The organism is Desulfosarcina sp. (assembly GCF_055467485.1).
The window spans coordinates 12,317-36,886 of record NZ_JBUOIV010000034.1; the positions used below are offsets into that span (position 1 = coordinate 12,317).

13 protein-coding genes are annotated in these 24,570 nt (G+C 59.6%); 5 read left to right on the forward strand and 8 right to left on the reverse strand.

The genetic code is table 11. The features are described 5' to 3' along the window. Position 1 precedes the first annotated feature (1 nt). From hmcB to ACZCED_RS15900, 3 genes are read right to left on the reverse strand one after another with little or no spacing between them, the layout of a single operon-like run. Complete coding sequence (gene hmcB / locus ACZCED_RS15890; RefSeq protein WP_462967550.1) at positions 2-1,102, reverse strand: sulfate respiration complex iron-sulfur protein HmcB; 1,101 nt, start codon at positions 1,100-1,102, stop codon at positions 2-4. Between the two features lie 43 nt (positions 1,103-1,145). After that, positions 1,146-2,738 carry a sulfate respiration complex hexadecaheme cytochrome HmcA gene (gene hmcA / locus ACZCED_RS15895; protein WP_464861176.1) on the reverse strand — a complete coding sequence of 531 codons (1,593 nt, stop codon included), beginning with the start codon at positions 2,736-2,738 and terminating at the stop codon, positions 1,146-1,148. Positions 2,739-2,790: 52 nt separating this feature from the next. Further along, a complete protein-coding gene (locus tag ACZCED_RS15900) occupies positions 2,791-3,231 on the reverse strand; it encodes an RrF2 family transcriptional regulator (RefSeq protein WP_462967552.1) in 441 nt (146 codons plus the stop codon). A 360-nt stretch (positions 3,232-3,591) separates the two neighbouring features. Between ACZCED_RS15900 and ACZCED_RS15905 the strand changes: the two genes are divergently transcribed. Then, on the forward strand, positions 3,592-4,044 hold the full coding sequence (locus ACZCED_RS15905) for an RrF2 family transcriptional regulator (RefSeq protein ID WP_462967553.1): 453 nt from the start codon (positions 3,592-3,594) through the stop codon (positions 4,042-4,044). Positions 4,045-4,097: 53 nt separating this feature from the next. Here ACZCED_RS15905 and ACZCED_RS15910 read toward each other — a convergent pair whose 3' ends face one another. Together ACZCED_RS15910 and ACZCED_RS15915 are read right to left on the reverse strand one after the other, a co-directional pair. Continuing rightward, positions 4,098-5,237 carry a sensor histidine kinase gene (locus tag ACZCED_RS15910; RefSeq protein WP_462967554.1) on the reverse strand — a complete coding sequence of 380 codons (1,140 nt, stop codon included), beginning with the start codon at positions 5,235-5,237 and terminating at the stop codon, positions 4,098-4,100. After that, positions 5,234-7,513, reverse strand: coding sequence for an ATP-binding protein (locus tag ACZCED_RS15915; protein WP_464861177.1), 2,280 nt, complete (start codon positions 7,511-7,513; stop codon positions 5,234-5,236). The genes ACZCED_RS15910 and ACZCED_RS15915 overlap by 4 nt, the downstream gene beginning before the upstream one ends. 495 nt (positions 7,514-8,008) lie before the next feature. Between ACZCED_RS15915 and ACZCED_RS15920 the strand changes: the two genes are divergently transcribed. After that, positions 8,009-9,916 (forward strand): propionyl-CoA synthetase, encoded by a 1,908-nt coding sequence (locus ACZCED_RS15920; RefSeq protein WP_462967556.1) that lies wholly within the window; start codon positions 8,009-8,011, stop codon positions 9,914-9,916. A gap of 133 nt (positions 9,917-10,049) precedes the next feature. Here ACZCED_RS15920 and ACZCED_RS15925 read toward each other — a convergent pair whose 3' ends face one another. From ACZCED_RS15925 to glnE, 3 genes are all read right to left on the reverse strand, one after another. Further along, positions 10,050-11,708: a diguanylate cyclase gene (locus ACZCED_RS15925; protein ID WP_464861178.1), complete on the reverse strand. Its 1,659-nt coding sequence runs from the start codon at positions 11,706-11,708 to the stop codon at positions 10,050-10,052. Then, on the reverse strand, positions 11,689-15,843 hold the full coding sequence (locus ACZCED_RS15930; protein ID WP_464861179.1) for a response regulator: 4,155 nt from the start codon (positions 15,841-15,843) through the stop codon (positions 11,689-11,691). Before ACZCED_RS15930 ends, ACZCED_RS15925 begins: the two co-directional genes overlap by 20 nt. A gap of 182 nt (positions 15,844-16,025) precedes the next feature. Then, on the reverse strand, positions 16,026-18,935 hold the full coding sequence (glnE, locus tag ACZCED_RS15935; RefSeq protein ID WP_462967559.1) for a bifunctional [glutamate--ammonia ligase]-adenylyl-L-tyrosine phosphorylase/[glutamate--ammonia-ligase] adenylyltransferase: 2,910 nt from the start codon (positions 18,933-18,935) through the stop codon (positions 16,026-16,028). 397 nt (positions 18,936-19,332) lie between these two features. On the opposite strand from glnE, the gene ACZCED_RS15940 reads away from it, so the two are divergent. The 3 genes from ACZCED_RS15940 to ACZCED_RS15950 all read left to right on the forward strand — a co-directional run bounded on the left by ACZCED_RS15940 (position 19,333) and on the right by ACZCED_RS15950 (position 24,514). Next, the gene (locus ACZCED_RS15940; RefSeq protein WP_462967560.1) at positions 19,333-20,463 is read left to right on the forward strand and encodes a class II glutamine amidotransferase domain-containing protein; all 1,131 of its coding nucleotides are present in this window, start codon (positions 19,333-19,335) and stop codon (positions 20,461-20,463) included. Then, the gene (locus ACZCED_RS15945; RefSeq protein ID WP_462967561.1) at positions 20,427-22,061 is read left to right on the forward strand and encodes a glutamate synthase-related protein; all 1,635 of its coding nucleotides are present in this window, start codon (positions 20,427-20,429) and stop codon (positions 22,059-22,061) included. The genes ACZCED_RS15940 and ACZCED_RS15945 overlap by 37 nt, the downstream gene beginning before the upstream one ends. Before the next feature lie 119 nt (positions 22,062-22,180). Next, entirely contained in the window at positions 22,181-24,514 is a 2,334-nt protein-coding gene (locus ACZCED_RS15950) for an FAD-dependent oxidoreductase (protein ID WP_462967562.1), read from the forward strand. The last annotated feature ends 56 nt before the right edge of the window (positions 24,515-24,570 follow it).

The following is a 24,570-nucleotide window of genomic DNA, read 5'->3' on the forward strand; positions in this document are numbered from 1 at the left end:
GTTACGCATCTTTTTCGTCGCCGGTTGTCTCTTCCGGTTTCTGCGGCGCCGCTTCGACTTGTTTTTCAGCCCGGGCCTTGGCGTCGGCCTCGAGGGCCTCCTTCACGGCCTTTTCAACGGCGGCGGTTTTTTCCTGTTTGGCTTTTTCAAGGGTTTCGTCAAGCCGGGCCGCTGCCCTTTCCTCGGCCTCGGTGACTGCGGCCGCCACCGCTTGAGCCTTCTCCTCGGCGGCGATTTTCTCCTTGCGTTTGCTCATGGCGTAGATGCCGGTGAGCAGCACCGGCCAGAGGCCGACCACCATGGGAACCGCGCCCAGGGCACCGGCCGTGAGCTCCGGTGCCGGCGTCACTCCCAGATCCATGCGCATGCCGATGCTTTCGAAAGGCACGCCGGACAGGTAGAGCCAGGATGTGCCACCCATCTCCCGTTCGCCGTAAATGTGGTCCACGTAGGTTTCCGGACGGCGGGTGATGCGCTGCCGTGCAATTTTCAGCAGGTCGTGGCGCTTTCCGAAAACCAACGCTTCAGTGGGACACGATTCCACGCAGCCCGGCAGCTTGCCTTCCAGCACCCGGGGATGACACATGGTACACTTCATCACCCGCGGTGAAAAGGCACTGTCGTACTCGTAAGTCGGGATTTCGAAGGGACAGGCCACCATGCAGTAGCGGCAGCCCACGCAGACGGAGGCGTCGTAGACCACCGCTCCTTCTTTGGTTTTCGTAAAGGCCTTGACGAAGCACGCCGAGGCACAGGCCGGCTCCAGGCAATGGTTGCATTGGTTTTTAACAAAAACCGGTCGGCCGCCGTCGCCTGCTTTCTGGTTGACCACGGTGTAGGTTTTGGATGTGGTGCGCCGCCGGTTCTCGAGAACGGTGAGATCGGTAAACGGCACCTCCGGTGCCGGCAGTTCGTTGACCGCATTGCAGGCGCCTTCACACCGGCGGCAGCCGATGCACAACGTGGTGTCGTGAAGCACCGCCATTGATTCCCGATAGCCTTCGAAATGGTGCGTGGTTGCGGCAGACGCGTTGCTGCCGGCCGCGGCGGTCATGCCTGCCGCGCCGATCCAACCGAGAAATTTTCTCCTGGAAAGTGACATGGTTCACCCTCAACTTGCGGTTTATGGCCGTAAGGACCGGCCCCTATCCTTTGTTCTTTTCCACATGGCAGGCATTGCAGTCCCGGGGATCGGGCTTTTCGATACCCATGTTCGTGTGACAGCCGATGCACTGTTGATGATAGGCTCCCACCAGGCCTGGCCTGAAGGCGTCTGCGCCTTCAATCGTCTCGCCATGGCAGCTGCTGCATGCCGGCGGCTTTTCCGCCGGCGGGCTGTGGTGGTGGCAGCCCTGGCACAAGGTCCCCTTTTCACTGTGAAAGTAGCCGGCCAGGTTGCTGTCCCGGGTCTTGTCGATCAGCGCCTTGACGATCTTGCCGTGAGGGAGGGTGGCTGGTTCAAACCGATCGGACAGCTTGCCGATGGTCACCTTCTCGGGAATCTGGTCGGCAGCGAAGGTTTTCGTTTCCAGATCGCGCGCCCGCAGCAGGTCCGTGGCCACGTCCATGGTCTCCTGGGTATTGGCCGGGTTTACGTAGACGGGCAGCGGCGCCATGTGGCATGCAATGCAGGATGCGTCCTGACGATTGGCCGGTTTGGCGATAAACGCGTGACAACCGGCACACTCGGGCGCTTTCTGTTTCTCCTGGTGGCAGCCGATGCAGCTGGCCTGATCGGTCACGCTGTGCATGGCCTGGGTCAGCTTGACATATTTGCCTTCCTGTTTGCCGGCGTTGGTGTGGCAGCTGGCACAGGACTGCAGGCTGGCGTGGTGGCAGGCCTTGCAGCTGTCACTGTAAGCTTCGTGGGATCGGTGGTCGAAGGGAACCGGGTACATGGCTGTCGACCGTTGGCCGTCGGGCAGCGCCTCTTCACCACTTTTAACCAGGACGACGTCCGGCTGGTTGCGCTTGAGCCGGGGTATCTCCGGGACCACCTCGATTCCCATCTGGTAATCGGCATCGTGGCAACCCACGCAACTGACGGGCCCAGCCTTTTTGTTCTTGGCCATGTTGTCGCGGTGGCAGCCGATGCACTGGAAGTGAGAGGCTTCTTTGCGGGCCGGCGTGTTCTCCTGCGCTGTGTCTTTATGGCAATAGACACAGGCGCCCTCTTCACCCTTGGCAGAAACCAGCTGCTTGGCCTGCTTGTCATATTTGTGGTGACAGCTTTCGCATTTTTCGGCGTTGGCCTTCACGTGGCGGTAATGCAGGGATTTGTCGAAGGCGATATCCTTCCAGGTGGAGGCGACCGCAGGATTTTCCCGATGGCACCCCCCGCAGGTCTGTGGCCCGCTCTTTTGGTCCGGTGCGGCCAGTTCCCGGTGGCAGGCAATGCAGTTGATATGGTAGGTGTCGGCCACCGTCTGCCGATCCGCATCGACCAGCCGCTTGTATTTGGGCGACAGGCGCCCTTTTTCGTCGGCCATGTGGCAGGCGCTGCAGTCACGGTTGATCCGTGCCAGGGCTTCGGTGTGACGGCTGTGGAAAAAGACCACCGGCGGCCGTTCCAGCGGACCCATGGCCTTCATGGTATCGATCATGATCAGATCCGCCCCGCTTTCAAGGGGGCCGTTTACCGACGAGCCCACCTTGGCGGTCCCTGCGGCAAACAGAAAAACCATGGCCATGACCAGCAACATGCCGCCAGCTTTCAAATGAACTGTTCCTTTCCGCATCGTTGACATCCTTAGGGTATGCAGTTCTTCGTTTTGTGCGGGAAGCCCGCCCTCATTGCTCACCTGGCCACCCGGCATCCCGTTCCCGGTCGATCAGGTCCTGAAAAGAGGTTTCATCATATATGTCAAAGGCCGCCTGCTTCACCCGGATCCACAGGGATGAAAAGGCGCATCGTCCGTCAAATGGGCAACTGGTCTTTGATACGCAGGCGATACAGTCGCTGGGTGAAAGATCCCGGCTGAGGAAACGCAGCACATCCCCAACAGAAACCTGGTTAGGCGGTTTGACCAGAAAATAGCCGCCATAGAATCCGCGTTTGGAATCAACGATGCCGCTGGCCTTGAGTTGATTGAGGATGACTTCGAGAAATCGCAGCGGGATGGACTGGGCGGCGGCGATGTCCGAAATCTTCACCGGCCCCTGGTCCATGTGTTTGGCCAGTTCGAAGATGGCGCGCAGGGCATACTGGTTTTTCTTGGGTGGAACCAGCATCCGAATCCTTCTTGACTGATATCTTGACTCATCTGATCAGGTTCTTTCCTGACTTTAATAGTCGGGATAATTGTTGCTTGTCAATTATTTTTTTCCCTATTTTTTTCAAATATCAAAATATCAGGGATATAAGTAAGATAGGTGGCTTATCAAACGGCGAGGGGTCATGCGCCGCTACCCGAATTAAGGGCAAATACCCAAAATAATGTCCCTCGGCATTGCGATTTTTCTGCCGATCGGTTATCTTGCCGCCTAATTTTCATATTCAGGAATAATCAATGGAAACAATTATCGGGACCATCCGCATCTGCCCCGGGGCCTGCGGGGTGGCTGGCCGACGGTCCAGGAACCGCATCCAATATGCTGGTAACCCAAAAAAAACAATATGCCCTGCGAGCCATCTTCGAGCTGGCCAGGCAGCAGGATGAAGAACCCGTAAAAAGCTCCGTGATCGCCAAGGCGCAGGCCATACCCCTGCGTTTTCTGGAGGTGATCATGGGCCAGTTGAAGCGGGCGGGACTGGTGGATTCCAGACGGGGCTTTTCCGGTGGGTATACACTCACCCGGCCGCCGGACCGGATTCGCGTGGGGGACATCTTTCAGCTGCTGGACCAGGCAGATCATGCACAAGGGTGTATGGCCTGTGCGTCCAAGGGCGATTGCCCCTTCCTGGGAAATTGCGTGTTCATGGAACTATGGGACCAGGCCCAGCACGCCATGGATGCCGTGTATGATCAGGCGACCATCCAGGACCTGATCGATCAGGAAAAACTTAAGACCGCTTCGAATCATCCCCGCGATCGGGTGGAATGACGGCTGCCGCCTCCTTGTTCGCCCGGCCTACGGCATGACCGGCCGGTGACCGGTCACCCGGTTGGATTGCCCGTCAGATTGATGGTGAAGACAGACCCCTTTCCCGGTTGCGAAGCAATGTGGATGGTTCCCTTGTGGCGGTGAACGATCGCTCGGGTGAGCATGAGCCCGATGCCCGTGCCCCGTTCACCCTTGGTGGTAAAAAACCGCTGGAACAGCCGGGATTTGGTGGGTTCGTCCATTCCGCAGCAGGTATCCGCCACCTGATAGCATACGCCACCGTCTTCTAGCGGGCGGACGGAGAGGGTGATGCGCTGAGCCCCGTTCGCCGGTTCCGTTTCCATACAGGCATCGATGGCATTGGTGACCAGGTTCATCAGGCACTGATGAATGCCCTCAGGATCCATTCGCATCGGGGCCAGTCCGGCTGCCACGTCCAAAATAAAATCCATGCCGTGGTCCCGGGCCCGCGATTGCATCAGGTCGAAGACTGCACGGGCGGGTTGCTCGGGATTCACCTGCCGATATTCCAGGCGGTCGGTTTTGGCGAAATTCAACAGGTCCAGGGAAAGATTTTTTATGCGGTCCACATTTGTCCGCACCAGTTCCCAGCCTTGTTTCAAATAAGCGGTGTCTTCCAATTCGATGCCTTTGCCCAGAACGAACATCCCGCCATCCAGCCCTCCGGTGATATTCTTGATGGTGTGGGAGAGCCCCGCCACCGTCTCCCCCACTGCGGCCAGGCGTTCGGCCTCGATGAGTTGACGGGATTTTTCTTCCACCAGGTGTTCCAGGTTTTCCGTGTAGGCCCTCAGCTGACGCCGCATCTCGATGCGTTCGCCGGCCCGCTTCAGGGCAACGGTCAAGGCATCGTCGGATATGGGTTTGGTGATGAAATCGGTTGCCTGGAACTTCAGGCTCTCGATGGCCAGGTCCATGTCGCCGTGGCCGGTGAGCATGATCACTTCCGTGTCCGGGTAGCGGCCTTTGATGGCCTTGAGCAGTTCGATGCCGTCCATGCCCGGCATCTTGATGTCGGTGAGGGCGATGGACGGACGGACCGCTTCGATGATGGACAGGGCTGAAGCCGCATCCTCCGCTGCATGGACCGTGTATCCCAGATCGGCCAGGGAAATGCCCAGTACCTTGCGGATCCCCGCTTCGTCGTCTACCAATAGAATGTCAGCGGTCATGAAGGTTCTTTCACCAGGGGAAAATGCAGGTTGAAACACGCGCCGCCATCCGGATTGGCAGATACATCGATCGAGCCGCCGCATTCTTTGATGATGCCGTAGCTGATAGACAACCCCAGGCCGGTGCCCTTGCCCACCTTTTTAGTGGTGAAGAAGGGTTCGAAGATCTTGCCCCGGATCGGTTCCGGAACGCCGATCCCCGTGTCGCATACGGACAGGGTGGCCGTCTTGGCGTCACGGGTGGTGACCAGCACGATCCTGTCCGCCGTCGTGTTGTCGGGCATCTGTTCCGAGCGCTCTTCGATGGCATCTCGTGCGTTGATGAGCAGGTTGATGATTACCTGCTCCAGACGGCTGGGGTTGCCCATAATCCTCGGTAGGTCAGGATCCGTCTGCCAGATGACGTCGATACCGCGCACCTTCAGTTGCTGGCTGAAAATTTCAAAGGCCCGCTCCAGCACCTCGTTGAGCAGGACCGGCTCCAGGTTGGGATCCGTCTTCCTGCCGAACTGGCGCATGTGGCTGATGATTCTGGCGGCCCGCTCCACATGGCTGTCGATCTCCTCGGACATGGTCATCAGGATCTCTTCGCGGATAGGCTCCTTTTTCCTTAATTTGCGCATGAAAAAATTGCTGGCGGTCTTGATCACAGCCAGGGGTTGGTTCAGCTCATGGGCAACACCGGTGGCCATCTCGCCCAACGTGGCCATCTTGCTGGCCTGGATCAGCTGCTGCTCCGCCTCCAGCCGCTTGGTCACATCGCTGATGGTTATCAGCAGCACCTGCTGGCCGGTGTATTCGGAAGGGGAAATGCGGATGTCTACATAAAGCAGCCGATTATCAGCGCCCACATGGCGCACCTGGTTCAAAACCGACGCGGTGGCCATGCGAAAGGCCATGGTTTCGCGTTCATCGGGTTCGAAAAACGTCAGGAAACAGGTGCCGATCAGGCGGTCCCTGTCCAGTCCGTAAACGGCATGGACGCTCTTGTTGCAGTCCAGGATCTCCAGGCTGCGGATTTCCAGCACGAAAACCGGGTTGGGAATATTGTTGAAGATGGCATGGTATTTTTTCTCGGACAGCTCCAGCTTCTCTTCCAGCTGTTTGCGCTCGGAAATGTCCAGGTTCATTTCCATGGCGGCGACGATCTGGCCGGTTTCGTCGCGAATAGGCGATGTGCGAACGATCCAGTGCTTGATGCTGCCGTCCTTGTCCACACCGGTCTCTTCGCTGTAATGGGATTGTCCGTCGGCGAAGGTGGCCTCCACCGGGCAGTCCACGCATTTTTCCCAGCGTCCCTTGTAGGCACGGTAGCAGAAGTCACCGGGTTTGGGTGCGAAGTTGTCGGCGAATTCACGGTTGTAGCCGATAAGCCGGTAGTCCCGGTCCTGGACGGTGATGATGCAGGGCACCATCTCAAACAAGTTCTGGAACTGGTCGCGCTGTTTGTTGAGTTCGCGCTGCTTGTTGTCAATGGCCGTGCCCATCTGTTCGATGGCTTTGGCCAGTTGACCCATTTCATCGGCCTGATCAACGTCAACCGCAGTCGCGTAATCGCCCTTTTCGATGCTTCGGGTGCCGTTGATGAGTTTTTTAATCGGATATTTCACGAAGCGGACAATGAACAGGAAGATCATCGCCAAAGTGGCCAGAAAAATGAATGCCGCCAACGCCAGCAGATTCCTTTCGTAGCGGGCCAGCTCGAGATCCGCTTCTTCCAGTGAAACGACCAGGTCGATGGCACCCAGCACCTTTTTATCCGGCGGATGAACATGACAGGCATCGGCGGAACAGCCCGGTTCATTGTATACCGGGCTGATGACACCCATCAGTCGATAGCCGCTTTTCGAACGGAACGTGCGGACCGTTTCGGCCAGTGACACCTGGTGCACCGGAGGCTCGCTGCGGTGGCAGATGAAGCAGGCCTCGTCCTTGATGTTGGTAACGGTGTCGATCTCGGCATCCCGATTAGAAAACTTGATCTCCCCCTGCTTGTTGTAGATGCGGATATTGACGATGTCGTGTTGTTTGGAGATGTTGTTGATGATCTGCTTGATGTCATCCCTGGAGTTGATCATCATCGCATAGTGGGTGCCCAGTCGGATCGTGTTGCTCAGCCGCTGGGTGCCGGCGGTGATGTTGTCGATCATCTTTTTTTGCATGTATCTGAAATTGAAAAAGCCCCACACGGTAAGCGACAGCAGCAGCAACAAGCCGACGCTGATCAGCAGTTTGAGCGACAGGCTCTTGTGAACAATGGCTTTCAGTGACGGCATGCGGTCATTTCCTTGGAAGGGTCGCAGGAAACCAGCAGGTTGACCCGCGGCAGGATGCATGGGGAGACGATATCCGAAAAGCCATCACGGGTCAACACGCTCCCTTCGGCGGTGGCGCGTCGATCGATATCGTGATTGCTAAAAGGCCCTCCGCCCCATCGCGGTTGCGGCGGTTTTTCCGGGTTAAGCGGCACGTCCGTTCATGGATTGCTCCTGCAGCAATTTTGTCTGAGACGAGGACGGGGCAGACAAATTCGAGCGTTCACATACTGGATGAAATTCATCTTTTACACTTGACATTAATCGTTGTTTTTCTCTATTGTTTGCTGGCGGTCTGGCCTCTCCACAGCTAAAAGGCTGCCGAACGATCACGGGCGGTTATCCCTAAAACCGCTTCATCCGGAGAGAAACCGGAGCCGATGGATCCAAAATATCACAGTCACGATACAACGGTGTTTCCCTTCTATATTTCAACCAACGGCTAAAGGAGGCCACATGACCAATCCCTATGAAGCGGCATTTGAACAGTCGATCAACGACCCGGACGGATTCTGGGGCAAGGCGGCGGAAGACTGCCACTGGTACAAGCGCTGGGACAAGGTGCTTGACGACAGCAACAAGCCGTTTTACCGCTGGTTCACCGGCGGTCAGATCAATACCTGCTACAATGCCCTGGACTATCACATCGACCAGGGGCGGGGCGACCAGCTGGCCCTGATCTACGACAGCCCGGTCACCGACACGATCAAGAAATACACCTACAGCCAGCTTCGCGACGAAGTGGCCCGTTTCGCCGGCGTGCTGCTGGCCCAGGGGGTGGAAAAGGGTGACCGGGTGCTGATCTACATGCCCATGATCGCCGAAGCGGCCATGGCCATGCTGGCCTGTGCGCGCATCGGGGCGGTGCACTCGGTGGTGTTCGGCGGATTCGCGGCCAAAGAGCTGGCCACGCGGATCAACGATGCCAAACCCAAGGTGATCGTGACGGCGTCGTGCGGCATCGAGGTGAAGAAGGTCATCGCCTACAAGCCGCTGCTGGACAAGGCGATCGACATGAGCACGAGCAAGCCGGGCAAATGCATCATCTTTCAGCGGCCCATGGAAAAGGCGTCGATGATCGCCGGGCGGGACGTGGACTGGGTGGAAGCCATGTCCGCGGCAACACCGGCCGAGTGCGTGCCGGTGGCGGCCACCGATCCGCTTTACATTCTCTACACGTCGGGCACCACGGGCCAGCCCAAGGGGGTGGTGCGCGACAACGGCGGACATGTGGTGGCCCTGAAGTGGACGATGAAGAACATCTACAACGTGGACACGGGCGACGTGTACTGGGCGGCCTCCGATGTGGGCTGGGTGGTAGGCCACAGCTACATTGTATACGGTCCGCTGTTCAAGGGCTGCACCACGATCCTGTTCGAGGGCAAGCCGGTGGGCACGCCGGACGCGGGCGTGTTCTGGCGGGTGATCGGCGAACACAAGGTCAAGACGATGTTCACGGCGCCGACGGCGTTTCGGGCGATCAAGCGCGAGGACCCCAAGGCGGAACTGATGAAAAAATACGACCTGTCGAACTTCAAGGCCCTGTTCCTGGCCGGCGAGCGCACGGACCCCAACACCTTGCACTGGGCCGAAGATGCCCTGAAGGTGCCGGTGGTGGATCACTGGTGGCAGACGGAGACGGGCTGGGCGATCTGCGCCAACTGCATGGGGCTGCACGTATTTCCGGTCAAAGAGGGCTCGCCGACCAAGCCGGCCCCGGGCTGGAACCTGCAGGTCGTGGACGAAAATAACAAGCAGGTGGCGCCGGGGGAGATCGGTGCGCTGGTGGTGAAGCTGCCGTTGCCGCCGGGCACGCTGCCGACGCTGTGGCAGAACGATGCGCGCTACGTGGAGTCCTACCTGGAAGAGTTCCCCGGATATTACAAGACGGCCGACGCGGGGTACATCGATGCCGAAGGGTACGCCTACATCATGAGCCGCACGGACGACATCATCAACGTGGCCGGTCATCGTCTGTCCACGGGAGCCATGGAGGAGGTGCTTTCGGATCATCCGGACGTGGCCGAGTGCGCGGTGCTGGGGGTGGATGACGACCTCAAGGGCCAAGTGCCGGTGGGCTTCGTCGTACTCAAAGCCGGCGTGACCAAGGCCGAGGGCGAGATCGTCAAGGAGGTGATCCAGATGGTGCGCGATCGCATCGGTCCGGTGGCGGCCTTCAAGACGGCGACGGTGGTCAAACGGCTGCCCAAGACGCGCTCGGGCAAGATCCTGCGCGGCACGATCCAGAAGATCGCCGACAACAAGGATTACAATGTGCCGGCGACCATCGACGACCCGACCATCCTGGGAGAAATGGAAGAGGCACTCAAGGGCATCGGCTATGCCAGTGCCAGGAAATCCTGATGGTTAACCGGTCCTGAGCGATCGATTTAAACGCGACAAAAAACGCCGGGCGCATCTGTCGAAGAAGCCCCGGCGTTTCTCTTTTTATTCATGGGTTCCATTCTGACCGTCGCCCACATTTTTCACCCGATGACTAAATGGCTACGACCTGATTCCTCCCTTGGCTCTTGGCTTGGTACAAGGCTTTGTCCGCCAGGTCCACCAGCTGCCGGCCGGTGATTATTCCATCGGCCGGCCGGGCGGCGACACCGACGCTGGCGGTGATCTGAAGGGTCAGCTTTTCGTAGGTGAATGGGTGCTCCTCCACCCGCTCGCGAAAACGCTCGCACAGGGCCGAGGCTTTCTCCAGCGGGGTGTCCGGGAGGATGACGGCGAACTCCTCGCCGCCGTAGCGGCAGCCCACATCATATTTTCGGATGCTGTCATTCAGCAGCCGCCCGAATTCTCGGAGCACCCGGTCACCGCAAAGATGACCGTGGGTGTCGTTGACCCGCTTGAAATGATCCAGATCGATCATGCACAGCGCCAGCCCGTGACCGTAGCGTTGCGCACCGGAGATCTCGCGTTCCAGCGCTTCACGAAAATAGCGCCGGTTGAACATGCCGGTCAGTTCATCCCGTACGGACATCTCTGCCAGCTTCTCCTGCGCCATGCGCATTTCCCGCTTCAAACCGGCTTTTTCCAGGGCATTGGGGATGATACGCAGCAGGGCCTTGCCGCTCACCTTGGCCTTGGGCAGATAGTCATAGGCACCGGCCTGGATGATCCGCGAGGCGATCAGCTCGTCTCCCTGGCCGGTGATAACCACCACCGGCGTCTCCAATCCCTTGCTGTGGATGGCTTCTAGAAAGTCCAGGCCGGTGCCGTCGGGCAGCAGGTAATCCAGAAAAATGAGATCGAAGCTATCCTTGTCCAGACTGGCCAGGGCTTCCCGGATGGACTTCACCCGGGTCAGTGCGATCTGCCCGTGATTTCGCAGGATCTGCCTGACTTTGGCGAAATCATCATCCTTGTCCTCAATGGCAAGGATAGAGACATGCTGGTCCAGGTTGAGGATCGTCTTCCCGCCGGCGTATGTTTTGGGTTGGTCGTGGCGCAGGGTCTGGATCTTCTTCACCGTGTCGGAAATCCGGTTGGCGGCCTCGGTGATTTTGCTGACCCGCCCGGCCAAATGGGCCGGGATATTGCCGTCCATTTCCATCAGCTGGACATTTCCCATCAGGATCATCAACGGCTGGTTGAGTTCGTGGGCCGTGGCACCGGCCATCTGAAGCAGAACCTTCAGGCGTTCCTCCTCGACCACCGATTTCTGCTGCTCGCGGATCTGGCGGTTGACGGCCTCCAGTTCCGCCACGGCACGGCTCAGCTCCAAATTGCTCTGCCGAAGCTTTTTGCGCTGCTGAAACAATTCGACGAAGACATTGACTTTGCTTCTGAGGATGAGCGGGTCCAGCGGCTTGAACAGGTAGTCCACCGCCCCTTTTTCATAGCCGGTAAAGACGTGGGTGTCGTCTTTGCTGATGGCCGTGAGGAAGATGATGGGGATATGGCGGCTTTTTTCGCTGCCCCGCATCAGTTCAGCCACCTCGAAGCCGTCCATTCCCGGCATCTGAACATCCAGGAGAATCAGGGCGAAGGGGTGCTCCAAAACCAGTCCAAGCGCTTCGTTGCCGGACGTGGCGGTAATGATGGACAGCTCCGGCCGCTCAAGGACGCCTTCGATGGCCATGAGATTCTCGGGCCTGTCGTCCACAACCAGGATTTTTATCTTTTCATCTGATGTCATGGTCATGGTCGCGTCCTGTGGGTTCACTGACGGAAAGGCGCTGCGCCGCCCCTTGCGGGTTGGCCGGTTGCGGGGCCATCCAGGTCTTGAGCATGGACGTCAGTTTATCCAGGTTCACCGGTTTGGCCAGGTAATCGTCGGCGCCGGCCTCGATGCACTTGGCTCGGTCTCCTCGCATGGCTTTGGCAGTCAGGGCGACAATGGGGACGGATCGGTAGCGATCCCGGTTTCGAATTTCCTGAATGGCCCGGTAGCCGTCCACTTCGGATATCATGACATCCATGAGGACCAGATCAATGTCCGGAAACCTGTCCAGTTTGTCAAGGCTTTCCTTGCCGGATTTTCCGGTGATCACCACTGCACCCTGGTCCTCCAGAACGTTGGATACGGCAAACACCGTTCGCATGTCGTCGTCTACCAGGAGCACTTTACGGCCCTTTAACCCTGACTGGTGGTTGTCCGCGGCCAGCAGCCGATCCCGGTGGTGGGGGGGCAGTGCTTCAGGCCGCAGGTGGAGACGCGAGACCAGCGCTGGCAGCAGTTGCTCCGGTGTGTCGATCACCTGTAGGTTCACGACCTTTGAAAATGGATCGATGCCGCCTGCAGGTTTACCGTCCGGTGAAGTCCCCGGGAAAAGGAACACCGGCAGTGGATCCTGCTGGAGGCTGGTCAGAAAACGGTGCAGTTGGTCTGCACCGATGACAGGATTTACGATCACGGCGTGGACGGCGTTGGTTTTCAGTACCCTCGTACCCCCGGCAGCCGTGGCTGCCGTTAGGGTGCGAATCGTTTTGCCGCTGACGGCGTCGGTGACCTGGGCGGTGGCGTCCGCATCCGGGGCGACAACGAGGATCGTTCGATCCTGCGTCGATTGCAATTGGCCGATCCGGTGAAAGGCCGCCTTTAGGCGATGGGTGGTGATGGGCGCGATCACATGGCCGGCGGCCCCGTGAACCGCCGCGGCAAAGTCATCGGCTTGCGAAGAAAAAGTAAAAACGGGAATGTGCCGGCTCCTGGGGTTGGCTTTGATTCGATGGACCATCGTCCAGCCGTTGGCATCGGTCAACTTCAGGTTTACGAAAATGGCAGCCGGGAGATGGTAATCGGCGAAATGGAGGCCGGTTTTTAATTGCTCGGCCACCAGCACCTTGTACCCGTTCTGGCAAGCATGGGCTTTGATCGGCTCGGTCGTAGCCGGATCCGCATCGATGATAAGAACACATCTGTCCCCGGGCGACAGTCGATTGCGGTCATCCGGAACCGGATCCACTCCGGGGGGTGCTTCCTTCTCATCCGGGAAAGAAGCCGCCGCTGTCCGGACGGACGTGCGCTGGTGCGTATCTTTGCGGATCACCGCCGGTTGGCTCTCCGCCAGGGGGATGATGGGCAGGTGAAGCGTAAACCGGCTGCCCTTTTCATCTTCACTTTCGAGGGTGATGATGCCGCCCAGCATCCGGGCCAGTTCCCGTGAGATCGAAAGGCCCAATCCTGTGCCGCCATACTTGCGCCGGGTGGAGCCGTCCACCTGCTGGAAAGCTTCGAACACCATCTGTTGCTTGGCCGCCGGAATACCGATTCCCGTATCCACGACACTGATGGCCAGGCAGCCATGGTCACCGGTGTCGTCGGCACCCCGGCAGATGACCAGCTCGCGGGAAACCGTGATTTCCAGGCGGATGGTTCCCCTGGCGGTGAACTTGAAGGCATTGGAGAGAAAATTCTTGAGGATCTGCTCGATCCGCTTGCGGTCGGTGATCAGTCGCTCCGGTACGTCCGGTGCCACATCTACGGTAAACCGGATGCCGCGCTGTTCGGCCAGGGGAGCAAAGCTCACCTGAACGGCGTCGGCAATGGATTGGACCCGCACCGCTTGAAGCTCCACCTCCATTTTCCCCGATTCCACCTTGGCCAGATCCAGGATTTCGTTGATCAGGTTCAGCAGGTCTTCTCCCGCCGAATGGATGGTCCGTGCAAACTCGGACTGCCTGGAAGTCAGGTTTTTTTCCTTGTTCTCCAGAAGCAGCCGGGAGAGCAGCAGGATGCTGTTGAGCGGTGTTCTCAGCTCGTGGGACATATTGGCCATGAACTCCGTTTTGTAGCGGCTTGATATCTCGAGCTGTTGGGCCTTTTCCGCCAGTTCCCGGTGGGTTTTTTCCAGTTCGGTATTTTGCTTCAGCATGTCCAGCTTCTGTTTTTCCAGGATGGCCATGTGAGCTTCAAGATCGGCAGCGTTTTTCACCATCTGGGCGTTGGCCGCCTCCAACTCCATCTGCTTGAGCTGGAGCTTTTCCTCGGACGCCTGAAACGCTCGGCTCTGCACCTTCAGTTCGCGGGTGCTCTCTTCCAGCGAGGCTTCACGCGCTTTCAATTGCTGAGCCCGTTTGCGGGACCGCTCCAGCAGTGCTTCCGCCTCCTGCCGGGTTGCTGCGGCGTCGACGGCACCAGCAATGACTGCCGCCGCCGCCTCTACGAAATGGTAATCAAATCGGCTGAATACGCCTGTTTTCGACAATTCCAGAACCCCGTTGGCGGTTTGCCGGCACATCAACGGCGCCACGATCAGATTGGCCAGGTCAGGCGTGGAAACAGGCATTACCAGGCTGCCGCGCGCCTCCTTGTGAAACATCGCGGGGGTTCCTGTACGGGGCCTCCGGTCCAACCGTCCATCTTTCGGGGTCATGACCGGTTGCCGCGCATCATCCGGATGGCCCGGGAAGCGGCTGATGCATGTCAGCACACCCTTGTCATCCATGATGAAAAAATCCGCCTGACACAGATCGAGAAACCCGGAAAGCCATTCGAGTGAATTGAGGCACAGCTCCCCCAGTTCCTGTCCATCGCCGACCATGCGGTGCAGGTCGGCCAGGCCGGATATGAACCGCGACTGGGTCTGGTCTTGCGTGTTGAGATGCTGAATCATCCTGTTGAAGGATGCTGCCAGTTCTCCGATTTCATGGCGGGCGGGTATATGGAGGGTCTGGTCGAAGCGGCCTTGGGCCACCATCGCCGTCTTTCGGGAAAGGTCGCGCACCGGTTCAACGATTGCTTGTGCCAGGATCGCAGATGCCACCAATGCTCCCACGCCAGTCAGGATGACGATGCCAAGGGTGATCGCCCGCAACGGATGGATGGCACCGAACGCAGCCGCCGTTTCGATTTCCGCAATCAAGGCATAATGGGTGTCGCCCGGACGTATCCCTGCGTAGGTGCCGATCACCGGCTTGCCACCCGGCCCTTTATAGGCAAAAGGCTCCGCCAGGGACGACGCGAAACCCTCACCGGTCAGGCCTTCCCGCCACAACCGCGTTGGCGCGGTGTCTATGGTGGCGCCCCGCTGAAGATGCGGCGATCCGGTGGCGCCCGCCAGCAGGCCCAGGTCGGAATCCACCAGGTACAGGTGCGAACCCGGCCCCATAGCCAACGGTGCTTCCAGCATCTGTTGCACGCTGCTGTGGGGAACTTTAAAGGCAATAACGCCGGCGACCGGGCTGTTTTCATCGCGAATGGGGGCGGTCACGAAGGCCGTTACGGTTTCGCCGGCAGGGGTATAGGGCGCAAAGCCGGCAAACCCGGGATTTCCTGATTCAAGGGTTCTGCGAAAGGCCTCGGCAAAGCGGGTTTTTGCTAAACCTCCCTGATTGAGGTTGTCCGCCAGGTCCGCTTGCCCGGCGCTGGAGAACAGAATATTCCCGGTCGGATCAATCATCAGAATGTCACTGTAGCCGTGCAGGCTGGCGTGCAGCTGTATGTCGGATCCGTATGCGGAAGCGGCCATGGCCCAGGGAACGCTGCCAACGAACTCGGCAACCGGTGCCTCAAGCGCTGCATGCTTTCTGACCAGGGTGTTGAAAAAAGAGACCGTGGCGTGTGCCTGGCCCTGCTTGTCGGCGTCAGCCAACCGGTCATCGAAAAACAGTTGAAGCTGACGGCTTTTCAGTTCGGCAGCCATGCGGATGTTCTGGCGGACTTCCTGCTCCAAGCGTTGGTAGGCCGCTTGGTGGCCGATCAACCCGACGAGGACCATGGGTACCATGGCAAGGCCAAAACAGATAAACAGCAGCTGCCGACCCAAACCCCGGCGAAACACCGGGTTCAGGGTGAAGGGTAACAATCGTTCAGGAGACCTGTCTTCCATTGCCATGGCCTTTCTTCAAGGCATATTTTCGTTCAGCAGTCGTTGCACGGCCTCAACCGGCCGGCAGAATCGGACCGCGCGATGGCCGCGGCGATCGAATCGAATGCCCACCCTGGTATTATCGACCGGTCTCCGGACGAATTGAGTATACTTTTCATGCTCAGCAGGCATCGTCAGCCCCCCGTTCTTCAGCTCAAGGTCTGCTGCCAGAAACGCCGGACCAGATTCCTCAGGTGTTCGAATCGATGGCGATCGACCAGGGGCGAGCGTTCCTGCAGATTGAGCCGGTGAACCACGGCCCTGAAAATCAGGTAGGCCTGCCGGAGGCGGTAGGCCGTTACCCCGTCGACTACACCGGTTTCGGCCAGTGCCTGCAGCAGGCGGACATTGTCCGTCCAGCGGCAGATTTCCGGATGGCCGGCCGCGTGCTGCAAGACCAGGTACTGGACCAAGAACTCGATATCCACCATCGCGCCGACATCCTCTTTGATGTCGAACTGGTCAGGTCCGGCCGACAAGCGGCTTTCGCGCATGCGTTCGCGCATTTCGCGCACAGAGGCCTTCAATGTTTCCGGTTCCCGGTGCAGGCAGAGCACCTGGCGCCGGATCGTGGAAAAGGCCTCTGTGAGCAGGCCATCGCCGGTGATGGGGCGGGCCCGGATCAGGGCCTGGTGTTCCCAGGTCCAGGCCTCGTTCATCTGGTAGGTGTGGAATCCGTTGACATGGCTGACCAACAGTCCCGACGCGCCGTTGGGCCGCAGTCGCATATCGGTTTCGTAAAGGGTGCCGGCGGCCGTGTGGGTGGAAAGCATGTGGACCACCCGTTGACCCAGCCGGGAAAAGAAGTGGGTGTTGTCGATGGGACGCTTGCCGCCGACGGTTTCACCGGGGTCGGCTGCGTGCAGAAAGACCAGATCCAGGTCAGATCCGTATCCCAGCTCGATTCCCCCCAGTTTGCCGTAGCCGATGACGGCAAAGCCCCGTTCGCAGGTCTGGCCCTTCAGGGTGCATGACGGGCGGCCATGCTTTTCGACCAGATGGTTCCAGGAGATCTCCACCACCTTGTCAAGGATCGTTTCGGCAATCCAGGAGAGGTGATCGCTGACCTTCATCAACGGCAGCACATTGGTGATGTCCGAGGCCGCCACCCTCAAGGTGTTGATCTGGCGGAAGATGCACAAGGCCTCTATCTGGTATTCCGGATCGTCATCCGGCACGCTGGCCAGCTGTCGGGCAAGGCCGCTGCGCAAGGCATCGGGGCCGGGGGGGGCGTACAGGGTGCGTGAATCCAACAGCTCATCCAGCACCACCGGGTGGCGGCTCAGGAAGGCGGCGATCCACGGGCTGGCGCTGACCAGTCGAATCAGGTGGGTCAGTGCATCGGGGTATTCGAGGAGCAGGGACAGGTAGCTGATCCGCTGTTGAATGCCCTTAAGCAGCTGCAGAACGCGATTCAGCACGGTTTCGGGATCGTCGCAGCCACCGGCCGCCTTCAACACCCGCGGGATCAGTCGGTCCAGGCGGCGCTTCCCTGCGCTGCTCAGCGAGCGGGTGGCCGGTTCGGACTTAAAGGTGTCCAGAAGGGTGGCGGCGGTAGCGCTGTCATGGAATCCCGCCGCTTCAAGGAGCCCATGGCGTTCGGCGGTTGCTGTGGAAAAGGACCAGGCATCCGACATATCCGCTGCCGCCTGGCCGGCACCACTGTCGGCGGTTGCCTTGGCCTCGGGTTCCAACAGGCCGTCGAAATGCGACCGGACCCGCTCGCGATGTCTGTCGAGGACCTGCGCGTAGCTTTCCCAGGTGTCGAAACCCATGGACCGGGCCAGCTGTAAACGGGCCAGCGGGTCCGACGGCAGTGCATGGGTCTGCTGGTCGCTGGCCTCCTGGAGCCGGTGTTCGGTCTTTCTGAAAAAGCGATAGGCATGGATGAGTTCCCGGCACACCGGCAGGGGTACAAACCCCTCTTTGCCCAGGGTATCCAACACGGTCTGGATTGCCGGTTGCTGGAGCGCCGGCAGAATGCCGCCCCGGATCAACTGGAACATCTGGCCAAAAAATTCGATTTCCCGAATGCCGCCGCTGCCCAGCTTGATATTGTCGTGCAGCTTCTTTCTGCGGACTTCGGCGGTGATCTTTTGCTTCATCTCCCTTAGCGACTCAAACACGCCGAAATCGAGGTACCGCCGATAGACGAACGGCCGCAGGCGCCGAAGCAGCTTTTGCCCCGCAACCCGGTCTCCGGCCACCACATCGGCCTTGATCAGGGCGTAACGTTCCCATTCACGGCCCTGGAACTGGTAATAGTCTTCCATATGGTCGAAATTCATGACCAGCGGACCGCCGTCTCCATAGGGTCGCAGCCGTGTATCCACCCTGAACACAAAGCCGTCGGCGGTGTTTTCACCGATGGCCTGGATCAGGTAGCGGCACAGCCGGGTAAAAAAAGCCTCGTTGGACAGGGGGCGGTGGCCGCCCCGGGTTTCACCGCTGGCCGGGAAGGTGAAAATCAGATCCACATCGGACGAGAAATTGAGCTCGCCGGCACCCAGCTTCCCCATGCCGATGACCACCAGGTGCTGGCAGGTGCCGGCTTCGTTCTCGGGAACGCCGTCGGTCGCACGCATGCGGTCAAACAGCAACCCCAGGGCCCCATCGATTGCCGCCGCGGCCAGGGCGGAAAGATCGGCCATGGTGTCGTCCAGATCGCAGATGCCGGCCAGGTCCCGCACGGCAATGCGCACCATCTCCCGCCGCCGGAATTGACGCAGGGCGGTTTTCAAGCGTGCCAGCAGGTCGTCCATGGGGATGTCCGGGGCCGCCGTTGACACCGGCAGGAGCAACTGCGTCAGGCGGACGGCCATGTGGCCGTCGTCGTATGAGTTGAACAGATCGTTGCTGTCGACCAGATCCAAGGCCATGTGCGCGTTGCGGATGCAGCTGGCCGAGACGAACTCGCTGAAATCGAAGGCCGCTGCCAGTGCCTTTGCGCCGGCCGAGGTGGAGGAAAAAGGCCTGCCGGTGGCCCGGGCTTCCCGGCAGAAGACCAGCCATTGATCGTGTTGATGTCGGTCCAGGAATTCGGCGGGGAGGGTTTTCATGGCAAGGGGGCTTTCGTTTTTGTGGTATAATGGAATGATCGGTCAGGTGCCGGTAGCTGCCCGAAAAAACTGCTGAACAGGATGCGGCAGGTGTAACAGGAGGGTATCAGATTCACTGAAATTTGCCAAGATCAGTATTTTTTCGATAGGTTACAATCCCTCTGGACGACAGCCCTGGAATTTACAATATTGTCATTTGATTGAAAATTATATTGCAGTAATGTAAAAACTTGCCCTATAGACAGTGATCTGACCGATTCGCCAGGTTAATATGCAATTGGATTTCAGTGAGTTCTATATTATGGTATGCAACTTGCTCATTCGTTCACTCCCGGTCCGTCATTGACAGGTCAATGGCGGCCTTTTTTGCCACGGCAGCCAAAGGAGTTTATCAACCATGTGCCGACTGTTTGCCATGACCAGTGACACCCCCGTCTCTCCCATGATCGCCCTGGAAGCCATGGACGTCATGCGTGAGGGCCACGACGGATCCGGGGTCGGTCTGTTTCTGCGCGACCTTGGCGGGCCCTTCGAGGAGATCAAGGACGCACCCATCCTGTCCGGAATCTTCAGCGAAGCGGGACTGCGGCGTCTGGATTCCTTCATGATGGATAACGGGTTCATGACCAAATACAAGATCACCATCAAGGTCCCCAAAAACCCGCCCCCCGGCGTCCCCAAGCGGGACATCTACCTGATTCGCGCCTACGAATACCCCGAAGAGTGGGATGACTATACCCAGGCGGCGCTTTATGAAAAGCTTTTGGAGATTCGCCTCCGGCTGCGGACCATGGGCGAGGAGAAGGATGATATGATCGTTTTCTCCTTCTGGCCGGACGTGATCATGCTCAAGGAGATCGGCGACCCCCTGCAGGTAGCCAACTACCTGAAACTGGACCGCAAGGAGCTGCACGCCCGGGTCATTATGGCCCAGGGCCGGCAGAACACCAACTATGCCATCAACCTGTACGCCTGCCACCCGTTTTTCATCCAAGGCTACGCCTCCATGACCAACGGCGAATGCACGGCATTCACCCCTATCCGGGAGTTCCTGCTGTCGCGCAACTTTCCCGGGTACTCGGGTTACCAGAGCGACTCGGAGGTATTCACCCACATCCTGCACTACACCCAGACGCGGCTGGGACTGGATATTTCGGCCTACAAACACGTGATTACGCCGCTGCAGGATGCCGATATCGCGGCGCACCCCGACGCCGAGCTGTTGACCCAGCTCAAGCAGTCATGCCGTCGGTTGATCATCGACGGGCCCAACTGCGTTATCGGATGCCTGCCGGATCACAGTCTCTTCATGGTCCAGGACCGCAAGAAGCTGCGTCCCGGCGTGGTGGGCGGCCGACCTGGTCGATATGCCTTCTCCTCTGAAATTTGCGGCCTGGACTTTGCGGTTCCCGATCGCGACAAGAGCAAAGACTTTCAACCCATGCATCTGGACACGGTCATTGTCGGACCGCAGCGCCAGGAGGTTTCCATATGCAGCCAAACGCAACCATTAGCCCTTCTACACTGAGCGTTAAGGATCTGCCATGGCAGATCCTCTGGCACAAAGACAAGTGCACCCTGTGCGGCCGCTGCACGGCGGTATGCCCGGTGAATGCCATCGAACTGGGCGTGTTCCGCAAACGGCGCGTCAAGGTCTCCCTGCAGCCTCAGGGCAACCCCGCCAGCAGCTTCGACGTTTACCACGGCATCCGTCAGAAGACCGACCCGGCTTATGCCTGTGTGGGCTGTGCCACCTGCAGTCTGGTGTGCCCCAACGACGCCATTTTCCCCATGCGGTCCGACGAGGCGGACAAGCTTCGCTACCACATCAACCGCGGCGGCCAGCCGCGCAGCCGCGGCGGCCGGCGCAACACACCCGGCGGTATCCTGGACCAGATCAAGTTTATCCGCATCTCCATGCTCACGGACCCGGCCCTGGATGCCGGCCGTCACGAATTTGAGCTGCGGACCCTGCTGGGCAGGATCCTGCCTCCGGAACAGAACCTGAAGTTCGTGAATGAGAATGGATGGATCCCGCCGGTTCGGGAGATCTACCCCCTGATCATCGGCGGCATGAGCTTCGGTGCGCTTTCCCCCAATATGTGGGAGGGGCTGCAGATGGGGGTGGCTTACCTCAATGAGGAAATGGGCATGCCGGTGCGCATGTGCACCGGTGAAGGCGGCTGTCCGCCGCGCCTCCTCAGAAGCCCCTTTCTGAAATACGTGATCCTGCAGATCGCCAGCGGTTATTTCGGCTGGGACGAGATCATCCACGCCATACCTGAGATGGTGGAAGATCCCTGCGCCATCGAGATCAAGTACGGCCAAGGGGCCAAGCCCGGCGACGGCGGATTGCTCATGTGGCATAAAGTCAACAAACTGATTGCCGCCATCCGCGGTGTGCCGGCCGGGGTCAGCCTGCCCAGTCCGCCCACCCACCAGACCCAGTACTCCATTGAAGAGTCGGTGGCCAAGATGATTCAATCCATGTACATGGCCTGGGGCTTCAGGGTCCCGGTATATCCCAAGATTTCGGCCACATCCACGGCCATGGCGGTACTCAACAACCTTACCCGGAATCCCTATGCCGCCGGTCTGGCCATCGATGGAGAGGACGGGGGCACCGGTGCCGCCTACAACGTCTCCATGGATCACATGGGCCACCCGATCGCCACCAACGTCCGGGACAGCTACCTGAACCTGGTCAAGGTGGGCATGCAGAACGAGATCCCCATTTTTGCCGGGGGCGGTGTCGGAAAAAGCGGCAATCTGGCTGCCAATGCCGCCGCTTTGATCATGCTTGGGGCCAGCGGCGTCCAGACTGGAAAATACATCATGCAGGCCGCCGCCGGCTGCCTGGGATCGGAGACGGATCGCTGCAACATCTGCAACATCGGCCGCTGTCCCCGGGGAATCACCTCCCAGGATCCGCGCCTCTACCGGCGCCTGGATGTCGAGTTGGTGGCCGAACGGGTGGTGGATCTTTTCCTGGCCTTTGACACGGAACTGAGAAAAATCATGGCCCCCCTGGGCCGGTCCACGGCGCTGCCCATCGGTATGTCGGACGCCCTGGGCATCAGCGATTACCATGCCGCCCAGCGGCTTGACATCAAGTATGTGGTGTAAACAGGTTGGTAGGCTGCAGCGGTTCAGACTAAAGAAAAAACCGGCAGCAATGCCGAATGTTTCTGCAGCCTATAGGCGAACAACCTGAACACCTTTTTATATCCATCGGAGAACACCTGATGACGGAAAACAGACAGCCTTTCAGTATATCGGGAAAGCGTGACGGGGAGCGCCTGGCTTCACGGGTCCTCGAAGAACAGATTCAACAAGCCGTGCAGGCCGGCCATCGTCAGCTGGTCATTCGCGCCTTTGGCCAGCACGGCATCGGCGGCCGTCTCTGGCGGTCCGATGGCGAGCCCGTACAGGTCACGATCGACGGCCATGCCGGCCAGCGGTTGGGATCCATGGGATATCCGGGTACGTTTATCGACGTGCTGGGTCCGGCCTCGGACGATGTGGGCTGGCTCAACGCCGGTGCGACGATCACCGTTCACGGTCACGCGTCCAACGGCGTGGCCAACGGCATGGCCCAGGGAAAGGTATACATTGCCGGCAATATCGGCGCCCGGGGCATGACCATGACCAAGTTCAACCCCCGCTTCGAGCCGCCCGAGCTTTGGGTGTTGGGGTCTGCGGGGGACTATTTCGCCGAGTTCATGGCCGGAGGCGTGGCCGTGATCTGCGGCCACGAACCCCAGAATCCCGAAAACGTGTTGGGCCACCGCCCCATGGTGGGTATGGTTGGCGGCCGCGTGCTGTTTCGCGGCCCGCATCAGGGTTTCAGTCATGCCGATGCCAAGATGGTGCCCATCGATGACGACACCTGGCGCTGGCTGGCTGACGGGCTTGAAGGTTTTTTGGGGGCCATCGACCGGCTTGAACTGCTCGAGCGCCTGACGGTCCGCGACACCTGGCAGTTGATTGCCGCCCGGACGCCCCAGGACAAGATTGGCGTCGAACGGCGCTCCATGGCCGACTTCAGAAAAAACGTCTGGGATGTCAAGCTGGGCAAAGGCGGCATCGTCGGCGATCTCACCGACCTTGACCGCAGCGCCATTCCGCTGATCACCCACGGTGACCTGCGGCGCTTCGTTCCCGTGTGGGAAAACCGCAAATTCAAGGCTCCTTGTGAATCCACCTGCCCGTCAGGGATACCGGTGCAGGAGCGCTGGCGGCTGGTGCGCGAGGGGCGGGTCGATGAGGCGGTGGACCTGGCCCTGGCCTTCACCCCCTTTCCGGCCTCTGTGTGCGGGTATCTGTGCCCCCACCCCTGCATGACCGCATGCACCAAAGGGTCGGCCTTTATGACGCCGGTGGACGTGTCCCAACTGGGCCGGGCCAGCATCCATGCCAGCATGCCGCAGCTGCCGCCCCTTTCCGGCAAACGCATCGCCGTGGTCGGCGGCGGTCCCGCCGGCATATCCACGGCCTGGCAACTGCGGCGGTTGGGCCATGAGGCGGTGGTGTTCGACAACGCCCCCACGCTGGGCGGCAAGATCGCATCGGTGATCCCGAACAGCCGAATTCCAGCCGAGGTGGTGGGAAAGGAACTGGCACGGGCGGCCGAGGTGATCCCCCATGTTCACCTCCAGCAGCAGCTGAACCAGTCCGATATGGCCCAACTGGTTGCCGATTATGATTTCGTGATTGTGGCCACCGGTGCACAAAAACCGAGGACCCTGCCCGTTCCGGGCAGAGAGCGGTTGGTTACGGCCATGGACTTTCTGTCCGACGCCAAGCAAAACCGGGTCAAGCCGGGCGATCGGGTGGTGATCATCGGGGCGGGCAACGTGGGTTGCGACGTGGCCACCGAGGCAGCCCGCCTGGGCGCCAGGCAGATTACCCTGCTGGACGTCCAGGAGCCGGCCAGCTTCGGCAAGGAGCGTGAAGACGCCGAGGCGGCGGGCGCCCTGTTCCGCTGGCCGGTGTTTACCCGCCAGATTACCGACCGGGGCGTGGAACTGGAATCCGGGGAGCTGATCCCCGCCGACACGGTGGTCGTCTCCATCGGCGATGCACCGGATCTGGACTTCCTGCCGGGCGACGTGGCTACGGAGCGTGGCTTCGTGGCTGTTAACGAGGACTACCAGACATCCAACCCCAAGGTGTATGCCATCGGTGACGCGGTGCGGCCCGGACTGCTCACTGACGCCATCGGTGCCGGGCGGCGGGCTGCCGAAACCATTTCGGAGATCCTGGCCGGCAAGCGGCCCGGCGCGGACCGCAAGATGGTCATCGACATCAACCGCATTTCCCTGGAATACCTGGACCCCCGGATTATTCAGTATGAAGATATGGATCAGTGCGGTTCCCAGTGCTCCTCCTGCGGCACCTGCCGGGACTGCGGCATCTGCGTGGCCATGTGTCCGGAAGCGGCCATCAGCCGGAAGGCTATGGGGGATGTCTCCTTCGAATATGTGGTGGACCCGGACCGCTGCATCGGCTGCGGATTCTGTGCCGGCGCCTGTCCCTGCGGCATCTGGGATCTGGTGGAGAATACCCCCATGGGGTGATGTCGGCCGCCTAATTGATTGACTGAAAAGGCAGGCCGGTTGGTCTGCCTTTTTTA

Coding starts and splice junctions, on each gene's coding strand:
- hmcA (WP_464861176.1), bottom strand. CDS start 2,738: ATGCGGAAAGGAACAGTTCATTTGAAAGCTGGCGGCATGTTGCTGGTC.
- hmcB (WP_462967550.1), bottom strand. CDS start 1,102: ATGTCACTTTCCAGGAGAAAATTTCTCGGTTGGATCGGCGCGGCAGGC.
- ACZCED_RS15945 (WP_462967561.1), top strand. CDS start 20,427: ATGCAGCCAAACGCAACCATTAGCCCTTCTACACTGAGCGTTAAGGAT.
- ACZCED_RS15940 (WP_462967560.1), top strand. CDS start 19,333: ATGTGCCGACTGTTTGCCATGACCAGTGACACCCCCGTCTCTCCCATG.
- ACZCED_RS15925 (WP_464861178.1), bottom strand. CDS start 11,708: ATGACCATGACATCAGATGAAAAGATAAAAATCCTGGTTGTGGACGAC.
- ACZCED_RS15915 (WP_464861177.1), bottom strand. CDS start 7,513: ATGCCGTCACTGAAAGCCATTGTTCACAAGAGCCTGTCGCTCAAACTG.
- ACZCED_RS15910 (WP_462967554.1), bottom strand. CDS start 5,237: ATGACCGCTGACATTCTATTGGTAGACGACGAAGCGGGGATCCGCAAG.
- ACZCED_RS15930 (WP_464861179.1), bottom strand. CDS start 15,843: ATGGCAATGGAAGACAGGTCTCCTGAACGATTGTTACCCTTCACCCTG.
- ACZCED_RS15920 (WP_462967556.1), top strand. CDS start 8,009: ATGACCAATCCCTATGAAGCGGCATTTGAACAGTCGATCAACGACCCG.
- glnE (WP_462967559.1), bottom strand. CDS start 18,935: ATGAAAACCCTCCCCGCCGAATTCCTGGACCGACATCAACACGATCAA.
- ACZCED_RS15900 (WP_462967552.1), bottom strand. CDS start 3,231: ATGCTGGTTCCACCCAAGAAAAACCAGTATGCCCTGCGCGCCATCTTC.
- ACZCED_RS15950 (WP_462967562.1), top strand. CDS start 22,181: ATGACGGAAAACAGACAGCCTTTCAGTATATCGGGAAAGCGTGACGGG.
- ACZCED_RS15905 (WP_462967553.1), top strand. CDS start 3,592: ATGCTGGTAACCCAAAAAAAACAATATGCCCTGCGAGCCATCTTCGAG.